The following is a 14,737-nucleotide window of genomic DNA, read 5'->3' as shown; positions in this document are numbered from 1 at the left end:
CATACCCTCTCCCTTCTTCTTATTACTTTACCCATTTTACTTTACCCAATGAACACCTGACGTAATATATAGAGTTGACGACGAAAGCTTTCCTTTGATAAAGTATCACATAAGAAAAACATAGTATATACATTGGAATAATAAAATGATTTCAAATGAGGTACGCGCTTTGCGATAAGCAAGGCTGCTGCTGTTCCGGCACAGATTCAGAAGCGGAAAGGAAGTGTACGGTTATGCATGTGGAAGTAAGGGGTTTAAACAAGCATTTCGGTAATTTTCATGCGGTAAAGGACGTATCCTTTGATATTCAAGCGGGTCATCTGATTGGTTTACTCGGTCCGAGTGGCGGCGGTAAAACGTCCATTCTTCGGATTTTGGCGGGTCTGGAGCAACCGGATGCGGGCGAAATTCATTTTCACGGAAAAAGGGTAAACGAGCTGGCCCCGCAGGAACGCGGAATCGGATTTGTATTTCAAAACTATGCCTTGTTCAAGCACATGAGCGTGTACGACAATATTGCCTTTGGTCTAAAAGTGAAAAAAAGCTCCAAAGCCCGCATCAAGGAACGCGTCACAGAGCTGGTCGAGCTGACAGGACTCAAAGGCTTCGAGCATCGTTATCCGCATCAGTTGTCTGGTGGACAGCGGCAGCGGGTTGCTTTTGCGCGTGCCTTGGCGCCGGAGCCTCAATTGCTGCTGCTGGATGAGCCTTTTGCAGCCATTGACGCCAAGATTCGTCAGGAGCTGCGTACCTGGCTGCGGGAGTTGATAGAGCGGGTGGGAATCACTTCGATTTTTGTCACCCATGATCAAGATGAGGCGATTGAAGTAGCTGATGAAATTATGGTAATTAATCAGGGACGGCTGGAGCAGAAGGGAACACCTTGGGATATTTATAAAAAGCCGGGGACCCCGTTCGTAGCTTCCTTTATTGGGGAATCGACGGTGATCGAACAGGCGGGCAGTCTCAAAGGCTTCGAGGAAGCTGCCGGAATGGGAGCGCGTGCCTTGATCCGTCCGGAGTATATTGATATCGGTCCAAGCGAGGAGTTTGCGCTTCTGTCGGCGACCGAGGAAGGCATTGTGAAGCATTTGCATTTTCGTGGGAGTGAATGGATGGTTGAAGTGCAGGTCGGGGACCATCGTCTCATAACATACCGTTCGCTGGAGAAGTCTACGCTGGAGCCTGGTCAGCAGGTGCGCGTGCTTGTGCATCGGGCTTATCTGTATAACGACCAGTCCAGCTGGATGGTGGAAAACCGCCTCAAGAAAGATCCAATGCCTATCATGATTTAATAATAAAATGATCACGCATGAGGGGATGTCCGGCCTGATTTCAAGGTCTGGGCATGCTCCTTTTGGCGTTGGGCATTGGAAGGATTTACGCAGACTTGATGTGTTCGTTATAATAGTAGTAAAAACATCCAGATAGATAGGAGTTAAACCATGAATCGGCTTATTTTTCTTGGCACGGGGGATGCGATGGGCGTTCCGCGTGTGTATTGTGATTGTCTCGTATGTACGGAGGCCCGCACGACAGGGGCAAATGTGAGGCTAAGGTCGTCTGTGCTAATCGAAAGCGAGACGGAGGAATTTATGATTGATTGTGGCCCGGACTGGCGCAAGCAGATGGAAACGCGCGGGCTTCGCTTCATCCGTACCATTCTCGTGACGCACGCACATTTTGACCATATTGGAGGACTGCCGGAATGGGCGGATGCCTGTCGCTGGACGGGGAACAGAGGTCGTTTGTACGCTCCACAGGAGGTGATCGACATGATCCTGCGTCAATTTTCCTGGCTTCCGGGGCATATTGACTTTATCCCTGTCGATCAAGGGGCCTTGCTTGGAGGATGGAATATCCGGGGATGGCGTGTGAATCACGGGAAGAACGGATATGCTTACGCTTATCGACTGGAAAAGGACGGCTTCTCGTGGGCCTACTGCTCGGATTCGATTGGACTAAATGATGCGGAAATCCTGCCCCTGCACAATCTGGATTTGCTCGTGCTGGGAACGAGCTTTTATCATGAGGAGGCTGAATATGCAACCCGCTCGGTATATGACATGCTGGAGGCTCAGGAGCTTATAGGGAGACTCCAACCCAACCGCACGGTATTTACACATATGTCCCATGATGTGGATGTCACACGCAACTACGGGCTTCTGGAAGGGATCAGCCTGGCACGAACCGGCGTGAGCCTGCCATTGGAATAATGCTGTCCCTTACATCGTCCGGCTGATGCGGAGAAGGGTAGCTATACCTTCTTTGATTTGCAGCTCGTTGGCATACGAATAGGACAATCTCACATTCGTTTTGCCTTCCTCGCCAATTGGATCGAATACATTACCCGGTACGAAGGTGACCGATTCCTGCACGCATTTGGCGAGCAGTTCATTAGGTTTCAACGTAGAAGGCAACTGGAGCCACAGACTGAGGCCACCTGCCGGGCTGGTCCAGGTCCAGCCGGAATCGCGGAGGCTGTCTTCCATCGTTTCCTTGCGAATCTGGAGCGCGATACATAGCTTTTTTATATGCTGCTGCATGCGTGGAGATTGAAAGTATTGCAGGAACAGCTTCTGATTCAGCAGTGGCGAACCGTTATCTACCAGCGCTTTGACGTTCAGCAGGCTGTTCATGAGCTGTGGTCGGCAGGTCACGGCTGCGATTCGCAGACCTGGCGCGACATATTTGCTATAGCTGCGAATGTAGACGACGCTTCCCGAAATATCATAGGCAAAAATAGGTGACGGCGGCTTTTGCCCAAAGCTGATGTCATAGGTGCTGTCGTCTTCGACAATAAGGCAACCATAGCGCTCGGCCAGCTCGGGCAGACGTTTGCGCTGTTCCTCGGGCACTGTGAAGCCGGTCGGATTATGAAACGTTGGATTGATATAGAACACACGTGGCTTTTCTGTTTTCATGCACCATTCAAGCTGTTCCATATCATAGCCTTCCGGTCGGATATCGATCATCGTCAGACGCGCGCCTTGTCTGCGGAATATTTCCATGGCAGGGCCATAGGCGGGACGTTCGGTCAACACGCGGTCTCCTGTCCGGATCAGAGAACGGGAAATCAGGTCGATGGCCTGCTGTGCGCCGGAGGTAATCAGCACCTCGTCCGGTGACAATGCAAAATGCTTATCGACGCTAAAATGCTGCGCCATTGCATCCCGAAGCTCGGCATCGCCCTGTACAGAGGAATAGGTGGCCGCTACTTTCGGGTGCTTTTCAAATACCTGCATCATCAGCTCTCTCCAGTATCGGTTGGGCAGGAGAGACGGGTCAATCAGCGCTTTGGAAAACTGGAAATTCGCATTCACCGATTGAACGCGGGTAAGCCCATCCATTCCCCTCCAGGCTGAAACAGACGGATCATCTGCCGCATAGGCGGATTCGGAGTGAAACGAGAGATCAGTGGACGAATGCCCCGAGTAGCCAGCGTATTTCGCATGCTCAGTCGCTTGGGAAGCATGAACGTAATATCCTGATTTGTCCTTTACATAGACCAGCCCCTGTTGCTTCAACTCATGATAGGCCCGGAAAACGGTTAGCCGATGTACACCCAGCTCCTGAGCCAAGCTTCGTACGGACGGCAGCTTCATGTCTGTTTGCCAATCCCCGCGATCAATCCGCACAGTCACATAATGGATGACCTGCTCATACAGCTTTAAGGCATGATCGGCTGGAAAGAGTAATTCGCTGTTGTTCTTGCCCACGCTGTCCACGCTCCTTTTGTGTGTATTTTACTATAAAACATTTCAAAACCGCATACAACTGTTCTGTGGTTACACATCTGTTCTGTCTGTCTCCCTGTATGCTTGAAAGCAACTGAAGGGAGAGGGACGTATCATGGTTGGTATGGCGTTTACGGTAATGTGTCTTATTTTTGGTACAACGTTTTTGGCTATAAAAGTGGGGGTAGAAGCAGGGCTTCCGCCGTTTTTGTCGGCAGGCATACGTTTTTTCGCGGCAGGGGCTATATTGTTTATCGCCATGAAGCTGATGGGAAAAGTTCGCTGGTCGTTATTATGGCGGAAGGAAATGGTATTCATTGGAGCTGGAACGACCTTCGGTACGTTTTCGGCTTTGTATTGGGCAGAGCAATATGTCAGCTCGGGCATCGGAGCCATTTTATCAGCCACGGGACCGATGATGATCGTTATTTTGCAATCAATGCTTCTAAGGCAAAAAACGTCGCGGATTACGGTCATTGGCTGCATGATCAGCTTTCTCGGTGTGGTGCTGGTGGTGCTGCCCGGATTGGCGGTTCAGATCAGTGGCCTGTGGCTGGCAGGATGCCTTGTCATTTTGCTGGGGGAGCTCTGTTATTCCGGGGGTGCTCTTTATTCCAAGCGGGTGATGGATGTATTTCGTGAAACGAACCCGATTGCTCTGAATGCGGCGCAAATGCTCCATGGGGGATGGATGCTGCTGGTACTGTCAGCGATCACGGAGCCGTGGAGTTCTGAGGGGTGGCAGTACCTTCCTGCCATAGGCTCTTTATTGTATCTGATTCTGTTTGGTTCGATGATTGCACATACACTGTTTTACTGGCTCATGGAGCGTACCAATCCTCTTTTCCCGACGACGTGGTTGTATATTTCACCGCCGATTGCGGTGGGATTGGGAGCCTTGGTGTATGGAGAGCATGTAAGCTGGTGGATGCTGGCGGGGGGGCTGCTCATTGTGACCGGATTAATGCTTATGAACAATGGAATGATCCGTCTGGTGAACAGGCGAAAGGTGCGTTCTACTGCCTGATATTTTGAAGCTGTTAGGCATCATATGATATGACAGAAAAAACCTCCAAGCCGCCGTATGTTACTGAACATGCGACGTTTGGAGGTTTTGTTGTTGTGTTTCATTGATCTCAATTATTCAGCATTCAGCACGAATTTGTCGATGGCGTGCTTAACACCGTCTTCGTTATTGCTGCTAGTGATGTAATCAGCCAGCTTTTTCAAATCAGGAATGGCATTCTCCATCGCTATGCCGAGACCTGCGCATTCGAGCATTTCGTGATCATTCCAGGAGTCACCGATCGCAATCGTTTCGGACAGATCACAGCCGTAATGGTTAGCAAGGAACGCAAGAGCGTGACCCTTGGTGCCCTCATGATGCATGATTTCCAGAAAATGAGGCTTGGATTTGGTAATATGCACTTCATCACCAAGCAGCTCGCGCAGTTCAGGGATCAGCTTGTCCAGCACTTCCGGCTCGTCAATAATCAGCATTTTAGGAGTGGGCAATTCTACCACTTTGCTGAATACAGGCTCTACAAAATATTCCGTATTGTTCAGCTCGGTGTAATCCTTGATTTTCTGATTATCTTCACGTGTGTACAATTTATCATCTATATACGTTTGCAGATGCAGATTGCGTTCCACACAGAATTCATACAGGCGACGTGCGGCCACGAGTGGAACATAACGCTCATACAACACGTTTTCGTCCAGCAGGTTTTTAATCAAGGCACCTTGGTACGTAATAATCGGTACGTTCAAGCCAGTTTGGCGGGCGAGTTGTTTGGCAGATGCATAAGCACGTCCTGTTGCAAGAGTAACCACGACACCTTTGGCTACAGCGGCTTCAAGCGCCAGTTGTGTTGCAGGAGTAACTTCTTTCTGGTCGTTAATGAGTGTATCATCAATATCAATGGCAATTAATTTATACATATCGGTATTCTCTCCTTTTATCTCTATCATGGGGCAATGTTCAAATTGTATCTTATAATATTCAAAATGACAATATCACAATGAAAAGGGGACGACTCCCTTAAGAGCCTGTCCCCTTATAACCACTGAAGAATTGGATTGAATCAATGGGAAAAAGTGGATGTTAGTCTTCCAAAAATACGAGTCCTACAAAATCGTCCAGCTCAATATTGCCGAAATAATGCTTCAAATCAAGAGAGGACAAGGCTTGACGAACCTCGCCTTCATCGTAGCGTTTACCGCGCAGAATATTTTCAATATCAGCGACGTCACCCACACCGAAGAAATCTCCATAGATTTTAATATCATGGATATAACCTTCCTTAAGATCCATGCGGATATCAATAATACCGACTGGAAATTTACGTGTGTGCTTGATATTGCTTTCAGGGGATTGACCGTAGTTCCAGTCCCACGATTGGTAGCGTTCAGCGGAAATTTCATGGATTTTGGCCCAGTCAGCATCGGTTAGCTTATATTGGGGTACCTGATCCAGCTCTGCATCGAATATGTAACGCAGCAGCTCCTCGCGGAATTGCTCAATGGTCATCTCCCGGTCCATCAGCTCGCTGATGTTAGCGACGCGGCTACGGACAGATTTAGTACTTTTGGATTTAAACTTTTCGGGATTGGCATGCAGTGATGCGGCCACATTGTCCAGGTTCAGGTTAAACATCAATGTACCGTGGCTGAACATGCGTCCGCGCGTGGCAAATTGGGCGTTCCCTGAAATTTTGCGCTCACCGACCTGAAGATCGTTGCGTCCGGTCATTTCGGCTTCCACACCCATTTGGCGCAGGGCGTCAATGACAGGCTGTGTGAATTTGAGGAAATTATGAAAGGACTCCCCGTTATCCTTGGTAATGAAGCTGAAATTTAAATTACCGAGGTCATGATATACAGCCCCGCCACCAGACAGACGACGAACGACTTGAATGTTGTTGTCTCTGACAAACTCGGCGTTGATTTCTTCAATGGTATTTTGATGCTTGCCTATAATAATAGAAGGCTGATTAATGTAAAACAGCAGATAGCTGTCGTCCAGCGGAAGATGCTTGAGCGCGTACTCCTCAATGGCAAGATTAATGGCTGGATCGTGTATGCCCTGGTTGTCGATGAACAGCATGTCCATTCCTCCGTATATATAAACTGTGTAGTTTTATGTGTACCTCCTTCTATTGTAACCCAAGTGAGCGATGTACACAAAAGCTCATTGCATTGACGGGACGCGAAAAGCAGCCCCATAATGGAGCTAAATGATTCGGAACGGCCGGAAAGGATGATAGGCAATGATAGAGGTTTACGGTCACGGCGGGGACAGGGAGACGGCTGCTGCGACATTCGGCGGGACGGCTGCGGATTTTGTGGATTTTAGCGCGAACATTAATCCGCTGGGTCCGCCACCGGAGGTGCTTGAGGTGCTGCAAAGCGCGTTGGACACTGTGGTTCGCTATCCAGACCCCGGACACCGGAATTTTAAAAATATGCTGGCGCGGCGACTGCATGTTCCACCAGAGTCGCTGAGTATCGGAAACGGCGCGGCTGAGAGCATGGCGTTGCTGTTACTGGGACTGGCTCCCAAGCGTGTGGGCACGGTGGAGCCGTGCTTTTCGGAATATGCCGAGCTGGCGGGCAAATTTGGAGCTGAGGTAAGCAGGGTGTACGGCAAGGCCTCGCTTCAATGGAAGGCGGATGTGGAAGACATACTCCAGCTCATGGAGCAGGTGGATGTTCTGTTTCTCGGTCAGCCGAATAATCCGAACGGTGTACAATACGGCGATCAGGAGCTGCGCGAGCTGGCAGAGGCGGCAGGGAAAATGGGCACCGTGCTAGTGGTGGATGAAGCGTTTATTGATTTTATCCCGCAGGAACGGCAAATTTCACTATTGCCTGTGCTGGATCGGTATCCCCATGTGATTTTGATCCGGTCGATGACGAAATTTTATGCCATTCCGGGCTTGCGCTTGGGCTATGCGATTGCTCATCCGGACTATATCCGGCGAATGACGGCCAAGCAGGTGACCTGGAGCGTGAACGGACTGGCGTTGCTGGCCGGAGAGGCGTGTTTGCGGAGCGATGAAGCGTACGAGCACCGCACGCAGAAGCTGATTGCTACGGAGCGTAGCCGTCTGCTGACCGCTTTGGCGGAATGGGGTTGCGGTGTCATCCCCGGTGAAGCGAATTACGTGCTGGCACGGGCGCCGGGGACGTGGAGCGCATCAGCTATTCAGCAGGCGCTTGGACAACGCGGAATTCTTATACGTAGCTGTGCTATGTATCCGGGGCTGACAACGAGCCATTTTCGGATTGCGGTCAAGGATGCAGAAGCCAACGATAGGCTGCTGTCTGTATTGGGTGAAGTGCTGGAGGAGGAACGGCGGCGTGACAGTTAGCTTGATCATGATGGCTGCATATCTTCTGGACAGGCTGATCGGCGATCCGAGGTGGTTGCCACATCCGGTCATCGGCATGGGACATGCCATTTCTGCCTTGGAAAAGGCGGTTCGCCGCCGGGTTCACAGTGACCGTGGTTTGAAACGCGCTGGTTTGCTGCTGCCACTGATTGTGGTGGGCGGCTCCTTTGCGCTTGGCTGGACGTTACTGCGCTTGCTTGCCTGGATTCATCCGTGGCTGTCTGTCGGAGCGGAAATTGTGCTGATCGCAACCACAATTGCTTCCAAAGGACTAAAGGACGCCGGAATGGCAGTGTATCGCGAATTAAAGGCGGGTGATCTGCCTGCGGCACGCCGGGAGCTGGGGATGATCGTCGGGCGGGATACGCAGCAGCTTGATGAGCCTGAGATTGTGCGTGGTACGGTTGAAACGGTCGCTGAAAACATCGTGGACGCGATTATTTCCCCGCTTTTTTATGCCCTGATCGGGGGAGCACCATTAGCTCTGGCTTATCGTGCCGTGAATACCCTCGATTCCATGGTTGGCTACAAAAATGAAAAGTATCTGCATTTGGGCTGGGCCTCGGCACGTCTGGATGATGTCGCTAATTACATTCCAGCACGCCTGACAGCGTGGATGCTGGTAGTAGCGGCGTGGGTTTATCGGCATGATGCTGGACGTAGCTGGCGTACGGTAAGGCGAGATGCTCGGCTGCATCCCAGTCCGAACAGCGGCTTTCCAGAATCAGCAGTTGCGGGTGCATTGGGGATTCGCCTCGGAGGCTATAATGTATATCATGGCGTGCGCTCCTTTCGCGCATATATGGGAGAGCTGGTGCGACCGATGGAGCCGGATGATATCCGGCATACGATCCGGCTGATGTTTGCCGTGTCCAGTATGTTTGCGGGATTGTGTCTGTTCGTGTCCGCCGGATGCTATGCGCTGGGGTGGATACAGTGAAGCGTGAAACACTGAATAATGATCGAGCAGGAAGTGACATTATCTTGAAACAAGATATAGCAGCAAAAAGGACAGTAGAATACGCACAAAGTCCGAACTCACAGGAGGATAAGGTGCCGTATTATGCTAAAGAAGTTCTGCATCGGGACTTGGAGCTTGTGCTGGTACGGCACGGCACAACCTTATGGAACAGGGAACGTCGATACCTGGGGCACTCCGATCTGGGATTGCTACCGGGAGCAGAGCAAGAATTAGAGCCTTTGCGGGAAAAATTACAGAGGCATTCCTTTGCCCGAATCTATTGCAGTGACTTGATACGTTGTCGTCAGACCTTGCAGATCATTTTGCCGGAATCGGAACTGAAACCAGAGCTTGAAGTGGGAACCCACTTCGAATCGAAACCGGAATCACGGTTGGAGCTAACATCGAAATGGGAGTCTGAGCGTTTCCTATCTAATATGTCTGTTGGGTCTACCATCATGGAACCACGTCTGCGAGAGCTTCATTTTGGCGAGTGGGATGGAAAAACGTATGACATGCTTAAGGATGTGGAGTTGTATCGCGCTTGGATTGATGAGCCGCAACGGATCACCCCTCCTGGAGGAGAGTCTTGGGCAGATTTTGTGAATCGTCTGCGCAAATTTCTTGACTCTCTGTATAAGTGGCGTGTTGCTATGGAAGTTCAGCCAATGGGTTTGACTGCTGCGCCGCCCTCTATTTTGATCGTTACGCATGGTGGCGTAATTCGTCAGTTGGCTTGCATGCTGATACCGGGCCATGATTTTTGGAGCCTGAATCCGAAGCCGGGAGCGGCAATTAGGATTCAATTGAGGTTGGCAGGACCGCACAATTACATTGCGAAAATGCTTCTTCATTAGGTTAGACATCAACGGATAAAGAGGCTGTTTGGGTTGTAAGCCGTCTCTTTTTAACCTATAATCATCAAGTAAAAGAACGGCTTGATTACCACTACATCAAATATCCAGCAGACGAGGTCGGCGCAGTGTGATGAAACTATGGTTTGCCTTTCCTGCGCTGTTAAAAGGGAAGTCGGTGTGAGTCCGGCGCGGTCCCGCCACTGTAAATGGAAAAATGCCAGCCCGCTATGCTTTATGTGCCACAAAGCATATGAAGAGTAGCAGGCTGTCGCATGTTTCTGTAAGTCAGGATACCTGCCCGTCCGCCTGTCACCATAATCCTTCGAGGAAAGGATGACGTGTTCGCAGTGACTGTCCATGCGGAAAGAAGCTGCCGCCTGCGCACGATCTGCGCTAACGTGACCCCTGTGTCCTGAGATGAGGATGCGGGGGTTTTTTGATAGGAAAAGAAGGCTGGATTTAGAAGATATCGGATGATTCAAGTAACGCTCTTAACGATTTTTTTATGAAGGGGTGCAAATCATGGCAGGGAAAAAAATAAAGGTTTGGACAACAGGTCTATTGGCTCTGATCTTGGCGGTTGTGCTGAGTGCATGTGGTGCTAATGGAAAGAATGCTGAAAATAAAGAGGGTCAGGCTTCTTCACAGCAGCCGGGACAGACAGTTACCGCACAAGAGCCTCCGGGCAAAACGGTCTACCCACTCACGATTAAGGATGCAACAGGACAGGAATTTACATTCAAAAAAGCGCCGGATAAAATCGTTTCCGTCTCCCCGGCAGAAACCGAGGCGCTGTTCGCCATCGGGCTGGATAAGGAAATTGTAGGCGTCTCCGACTACTCTGATTACCCGGAAGCAGCTACGAAAAAGCCTAAAGTAGGCGGTATTATGAAACCGAACGAAGAGGCGATCATTGCTGCAAACCCGGAAGTCGTTTTTGCGGGAATTTCACTTAGTGAACAGGCTACGACCAAGCTGCGTGACATGGGAATTATGATTTTTAAAACGGAACCGAAGACAGTTGAAGATGTCATGGCTAACATCGAATTGTATGGTAAAATCACCGATCATCAGAAAGAAGCGAGAGCGGTGACCGACAAGATGAGAGCAGATGTAGCGGAAGTGAAAGAAGGAGTTAAAAATATCGGTAAAGGGCAGAAGCTGCGGGTATACGTCGAGTTTTCACCAGGCTGGACGGTTGGTAAAGGCGAATTTATGGACGAACTGATTACGTTGGCGGGCGGAGAAAATGTAGGTGCCACGCAGAAGGGGTGGTACCAAATCAGTGAGGAAAATATTATTGCAGCGAACCCTGACGTGATTTTGTACAGCAAAAGTGTCAAGGACGACAAAACAGGCCAGACGCTCGGCGATATCATTAAAGCTCGCAGTGGATGGGATCAAATATCGGCTGTTCGTCACAACCGGGTATTTGCCGTGGATGATAATTTGATCAGTCGTCCGGGTCCGCGCGTAACGGAAGGTCTCAAGGAAGTGGCCAAGGGCGTGTATCCTGAAATTTTCAAATGAACCGTAAACTGATCGGCTTTGGAGGGACAGGTCTTGTCCTGCTGCTGCTGACGCTGCTACTTTGTCTTGGCATCGGCTCGGCCAAGCTTCCGGTCAGCCAGATCACGGGTATTCTGGTTAACCACCTACCGTGGTTAGGTGATACGTTTACACCGGATTGGAATACATCCTCAGAGCAGATTATTTTGAAGGTCAGACTGCCACGAGTGTTACTGGGAATGCTGGTAGGCGCAGCGCTGGCGCTGGCGGGAGCCGGATTTCAGGGTGTGCTGCGCAATCCTTTGGCTGATCCGTATACACTGGGGGTATCCTCTGGTGCTTCGGTAGGAGCGGCGGTGCTGATTTATTGGGGGCTTCAATTTTCATTTGTTGGCATATGGACGCTGCCGCTAGTGGCGTTTACGACCGGAATGCTGACGCTGTGGATGGTGCTGACGTTGGCACGGGAAGGCGGAAAAATTCCAACACAAAGTCTCATTTTGTCGGGTGTGGTGATGCAATCCTTTCTGGGAGCGGTTGTTTCCTTTCTGACAGCCATGTCGAAGGAGACGGTCAATGAAATATTGTACTGGACGATGGGAAGTCTTAGTCTGCGCGGTTGGTCATATACAGGAATCCTTTTACCTTATGTGGTCATAGGACTGGTGTTTCTATGGAACCGGGCACGTGTGCTGAATATTCTGGCTTTGGGTGAACGTCAGGCGGCTCACATGGGAGTTCATGTAGATGCGACGAAGCTATCCGTTCTGATCATATCCACGCTGCTGACGGCTGCGGCTGTCTCGGTATGCGGAGTGATTGGCTTTGTGGGACTCGTTGTACCGCATATCATCCGTTTGGTGACGGGTCCCGACTATCGGATGATCGTTCCGTTATCCGGGCTGGGCGGGGCTATTTTCATGGCTTGGGCCGATACTGCGGCACGTACGCTACTGGCTCCGACCGAAATTCCGCTTGGTGTCATGACGGCCTTTGTCGGTGCACCGTTCTTCGCATATCTCCTGTACCGGAACAAGAAGCTGCGCAGGGGGGGATTGCTGTGAAGGAACCAAGTAGACCACAGGCACCGCGAGTCCGGGCGTTGGAGATTGCCAGTCTGACTCGTGATTTTGGGGAATTCCATGCGTTAAAAAATATAAGCTGGAGCGTAGACGAAGGAGATTGGTGGGGCATCATCGGCCCGAACGGGAGTGGAAAGTCGACGTTGCTGCATCTGCTTTCCGGTGTGGATCACGCGACTTCGGGAAACGTTCTTGTATATGGTAAAAAGATCAGCAGCTATGGCAGAAAAGAGCTTTCCCGTCTTGTAGCTGTGCTCCAGCAAGAGGGGCTCCCCCCGGTAGGTTACACAGTAAGGGAAGTCGTGGAAATGGGACGCTTTCCCCATCAGGACTGGTTTGGTAGAGAAAAGGTGGATAAGGAAAAAGGGATTGACCCGGGAATCATTGCGGATCGTGTGCTGGAGAGGCTGGATCTTACCAACTTGGCGGACAGGTCGTTAGACCGTTTGAGCGGGGGACAGCGGCAGCGTGTGGCTTTGGCAAAGGTGATGGTGCAGGAGCCACAGATTTTGCTGCTGGATGAGCCTACAACCTATCTGGATCTGCGCTATCAGCTTGAATTTATGGAGCTGCTGGCGGAATGGCGGCGGGAAACGGGCGTGACGATTATCTCTGTCCTGCATGATCTCAATTTGACTGCCCAGTTTTGTGATGATTTGCTTGTACTCAAGGACGGGATGGTTGAGGGGTTAGGAGCTTCATCAGAGCTGTTAACTGAGGAACGAATTCGCCATGTGTATGGTGTTGAGCCTGTAATGTTGCCTCATCCGGATAGTGGTGTGCCGCAGCTTTTACTGCGGAGAGGTGCACGGGATACAACTGGTCGGGGCGAACGACTGGAGTCATTTGAGTAAAGTATTGAAGAAACAGAATTTATGATGAGGTCGCTAAACACATACAGGGAGCAGGGAGTGGAGGGCATGAACGAAAAATTACAGCAGTTGATCGCCAGCATTGCACAGCCGGATGGGGCGGCAGCCTTGGCGGCCTCGGAGCATTTGGACCAATTAACGAAGCCACCGGGGAGTCTTGGAAAGCTGGAAAGTCTGGCTATACAGTTGGCAGGCATTACGGGGGTGGACAAGCCTGAGTTTAACCGCAAAACGGTTATGGTCATGGCAGCGGATCATGGTGTGTGTGAAGAGGGGGTCAGCGCCTTCCCGGCAGAGGTTACACAGCAAATGCTGTATAACATGCTGTCCGGCGGCGCGGCCATTAATGTGCTTGCACGTCATGCAGGCGCAGATGTCAAGGTGGTAGACGTGGGTGTGAATGCAGATGTCGCTCACGCGGATTTGGTGAACCGCAAGGTGCGTATGGGGACCGCGAACATGGCGAAGGGGCCGGCGATGCTGCGTACGGAAGCCGAGCAAGCGATTTTGGCTGGAGCTGAAGCTGTGGCGGAAGCAGTCAAAGGCGGCACACGATTATTCGTAACCGGAGAGCTGGGCATTGGAAATACGACGGCCAGCGCTGCGGTCGTATGTGCTCTTACCGGGCTGGAGCCAGAAATGGTCGTCGGCCGGGGCACGGGTGTGGATTCGGCGGGGCTGACCCGTAAAATAGCGGTCGTCTGCCGCGCATTGGACGTGAACCAGCCTGACGGAAACGACGCCCTTGTCGTACTGACCAAGGTCGGCGGTCTGGAGATTGCCGCATTGGCAGGCGTCATCCTCGGCGCAGCCGCTCATCGCTGTCCGGTCGTGCTGGACGGCTTTATCTCCGGCGCAGCTGCGCTCGCTGCGCGTACACTTGCGCCTGCAAGCGCAGCGTACATGCTCGCTTCGCACGTCTCGGACGAGCGCGGGCATGCGGCGGTGCTTCGCGAGCTCAAGCTGGAGCCGATGCTTCATCTGGACATGCGGCTCGGTGAGGGCACAGGCGGTGCGCTTAGCCTGCACCTGATTGATGCGGCGTGCCACATTATGCGCGAAATGGCGACCTTTGCCGATGCAGGCGTATCGGACGGTCAGGGAGCCGCGCAGCGATGAAGGCGCTCGTGACCGGCGGTGCACGCAGCGGTAAAAGCGGCTTTGCCGAGCGATTGTGCATGTCGCGCGCCTCGCGCGCCTGCTACATTGCAACGGCGCAAGCCTATGACGTGGAGATGAAGGAGCGTATCGCCCTTCATCGGCTCCAGCGCGAGTCTGCCGGGTATGACTGGCAGACGCTGGAGGAAGCGCAGGCGCTGCCGGAC

At 51.5% G+C, this 14,737-nt stretch carries 14 protein-coding genes and 1 riboswitch; of the genes, 11 read left to right on the top strand and 3 right to left on the bottom strand.

Features of this window, described 5'->3' with window-relative positions; all coding sequences use genetic code 11:
• The first annotated feature begins 233 nt into the window (after nucleotides 1–233).
• Together L696_RS0103405 and L696_RS0103400 are read left to right on the top strand one after the other, a co-directional pair.
• On the top strand, nucleotides 234–1,295 hold the full coding sequence (locus L696_RS0103405) for a sulfate/molybdate ABC transporter ATP-binding protein (RefSeq protein WP_025682399.1): 1,062 nt from the start codon (nucleotides 234–236) through the stop codon (nucleotides 1,293–1,295).
• Between the two features lie 150 nt (nucleotides 1,296–1,445).
• Complete coding sequence (locus L696_RS0103400) at nucleotides 1,446–2,216, top strand: MBL fold metallo-hydrolase (protein ID WP_025682398.1); 771 nt, start codon at nucleotides 1,446–1,448, stop codon at nucleotides 2,214–2,216.
• Nucleotides 2,217–2,225: 9 nt separating this feature from the next.
• On the opposite strand, the gene L696_RS0103395 is transcribed toward L696_RS0103400, so the two are convergent.
• Nucleotides 2,226–3,719, bottom strand: a complete 1,494-nt coding sequence (locus L696_RS0103395; protein ID WP_025682397.1) for an aminotransferase-like domain-containing protein — start codon at nucleotides 3,717–3,719, stop codon at nucleotides 2,226–2,228.
• Between the two features lie 133 nt (nucleotides 3,720–3,852).
• Between L696_RS0103395 and L696_RS0103390 the strand changes: the two genes are divergently transcribed.
• Nucleotides 3,853–4,764 (top strand): DMT family transporter, encoded by a 912-nt coding sequence (locus tag L696_RS0103390; protein WP_025682396.1) that lies wholly within the window; start codon nucleotides 3,853–3,855, stop codon nucleotides 4,762–4,764.
• Nucleotides 4,765–4,877: 113 nt separating this feature from the next.
• On the opposite strand, the gene L696_RS0103385 is transcribed toward L696_RS0103390, so the two are convergent.
• Both L696_RS0103385 and lplA read right to left on the bottom strand, forming a co-directional pair.
• A complete protein-coding gene (locus L696_RS0103385) occupies nucleotides 4,878–5,678 on the bottom strand; it encodes a Cof-type HAD-IIB family hydrolase (protein ID WP_025682395.1) in 801 nt (266 codons plus the stop codon).
• Between the two features lie 163 nt (nucleotides 5,679–5,841).
• Nucleotides 5,842–6,843, bottom strand: a complete 1,002-nt coding sequence (gene lplA / locus L696_RS0103380) for a lipoate--protein ligase (protein WP_025682394.1) — start codon at nucleotides 6,841–6,843, stop codon at nucleotides 5,842–5,844.
• 163 nt (nucleotides 6,844–7,006) lie between these two features.
• On the opposite strand from lplA, the gene cobD reads away from it, so the two are divergent.
• The 8 genes from cobD to L696_RS0103340 all read left to right on the top strand — a co-directional run.
• Nucleotides 7,007–8,110: a threonine-phosphate decarboxylase CobD gene (cobD, locus tag L696_RS0103375; protein ID WP_025682393.1), complete on the top strand. Its 1,104-nt coding sequence runs from the start codon at nucleotides 7,007–7,009 to the stop codon at nucleotides 8,108–8,110.
• Nucleotides 8,100–9,071 carry an adenosylcobinamide-phosphate synthase CbiB gene (cbiB, locus tag L696_RS0103370; RefSeq protein ID WP_025682392.1) on the top strand — a complete coding sequence of 324 codons (972 nt, stop codon included), beginning with the start codon at nucleotides 8,100–8,102 and terminating at the stop codon, nucleotides 9,069–9,071. The genes cobD and cbiB overlap by 11 nt, the downstream gene beginning before the upstream one ends.
• A 44-nt stretch (nucleotides 9,072–9,115) precedes the next feature.
• Entirely contained in the window at nucleotides 9,116–9,949 is an 834-nt protein-coding gene (locus L696_RS0103365) for a histidine phosphatase family protein (protein ID WP_025682391.1), read from the top strand.
• A 122-nt stretch (nucleotides 9,950–10,071) separates the two neighbouring features.
• A riboswitch (cobalamin riboswitch) is annotated at nucleotides 10,072–10,265 on the top strand.
• A 206-nt stretch (nucleotides 10,266–10,471) separates the two neighbouring features.
• On the top strand, nucleotides 10,472–11,479 hold the full coding sequence (locus tag L696_RS0103360; protein ID WP_025682390.1) for an ABC transporter substrate-binding protein: 1,008 nt from the start codon (nucleotides 10,472–10,474) through the stop codon (nucleotides 11,477–11,479).
• A complete protein-coding gene (locus tag L696_RS0103355) occupies nucleotides 11,476–12,522 on the top strand; it encodes a FecCD family ABC transporter permease (RefSeq protein ID WP_025682389.1) in 1,047 nt (348 codons plus the stop codon). Before L696_RS0103360 ends, L696_RS0103355 begins: the two co-directional genes overlap by 4 nt.
• The gene (locus tag L696_RS0103350; protein ID WP_025682388.1) at nucleotides 12,519–13,394 is read left to right on the top strand and encodes an ABC transporter ATP-binding protein; all 876 of its coding nucleotides are present in this window, start codon (nucleotides 12,519–12,521) and stop codon (nucleotides 13,392–13,394) included. The genes L696_RS0103355 and L696_RS0103350 overlap by 4 nt, the downstream gene beginning before the upstream one ends.
• A 66-nt stretch (nucleotides 13,395–13,460) precedes the next feature.
• Nucleotides 13,461–14,531: a nicotinate-nucleotide--dimethylbenzimidazole phosphoribosyltransferase gene (gene cobT, locus L696_RS0103345; RefSeq protein ID WP_025682387.1), complete on the top strand. Its 1,071-nt coding sequence runs from the start codon at nucleotides 13,461–13,463 to the stop codon at nucleotides 14,529–14,531.
• A partial coding sequence (locus L696_RS0103340) for a bifunctional adenosylcobinamide kinase/adenosylcobinamide-phosphate guanylyltransferase (RefSeq protein ID WP_025682386.1) occupies nucleotides 14,528–14,737 on the top strand: 210 nt, incomplete at its 3' end. The genes cobT and L696_RS0103340, both read left to right, overlap by 4 nt.

The organism is Paenibacillus maysiensis (assembly GCF_000520815.1).
Classification (GTDB): domain Bacteria; phylum Bacillota; class Bacilli; order Paenibacillales; family Paenibacillaceae; genus Paenibacillus; species Paenibacillus maysiensis.
This window is presented reverse-complemented; position numbering and strand designations above follow the sequence as displayed.

Bases quoted from the DNA above. Each gene is read 5' to 3' on its own strand.
- L696_RS0103405 (WP_025682399.1), top strand. From the start codon at position 234: ATGCATGTGGAAGTAAGGGGTTTAAACAAGCATTTCGGTAATTTTCAT.
- L696_RS0103400 (WP_025682398.1), top strand. From the start codon at position 1,446: ATGAATCGGCTTATTTTTCTTGGCACGGGGGATGCGATGGGCGTTCCG.
- L696_RS0103390 (WP_025682396.1), top strand. From the start codon at position 3,853: ATGGTTGGTATGGCGTTTACGGTAATGTGTCTTATTTTTGGTACAACG.
- L696_RS0103385 (WP_025682395.1), bottom strand. From the start codon at position 5,678: ATGTATAAATTAATTGCCATTGATATTGATGATACACTCATTAACGAC.
- lplA (WP_025682394.1), bottom strand. From the start codon at position 6,843: ATGCTGTTCATCGACAACCAGGGCATACACGATCCAGCCATTAATCTT.
- cobD (WP_025682393.1), top strand. From the start codon at position 7,007: ATGATAGAGGTTTACGGTCACGGCGGGGACAGGGAGACGGCTGCTGCG.
- L696_RS0103360 (WP_025682390.1), top strand. From the start codon at position 10,472: ATGGCAGGGAAAAAAATAAAGGTTTGGACAACAGGTCTATTGGCTCTG.
- L696_RS0103355 (WP_025682389.1), top strand. From the start codon at position 11,476: ATGAACCGTAAACTGATCGGCTTTGGAGGGACAGGTCTTGTCCTGCTG.
- cobT (WP_025682387.1), top strand. From the start codon at position 13,461: ATGAACGAAAAATTACAGCAGTTGATCGCCAGCATTGCACAGCCGGAT.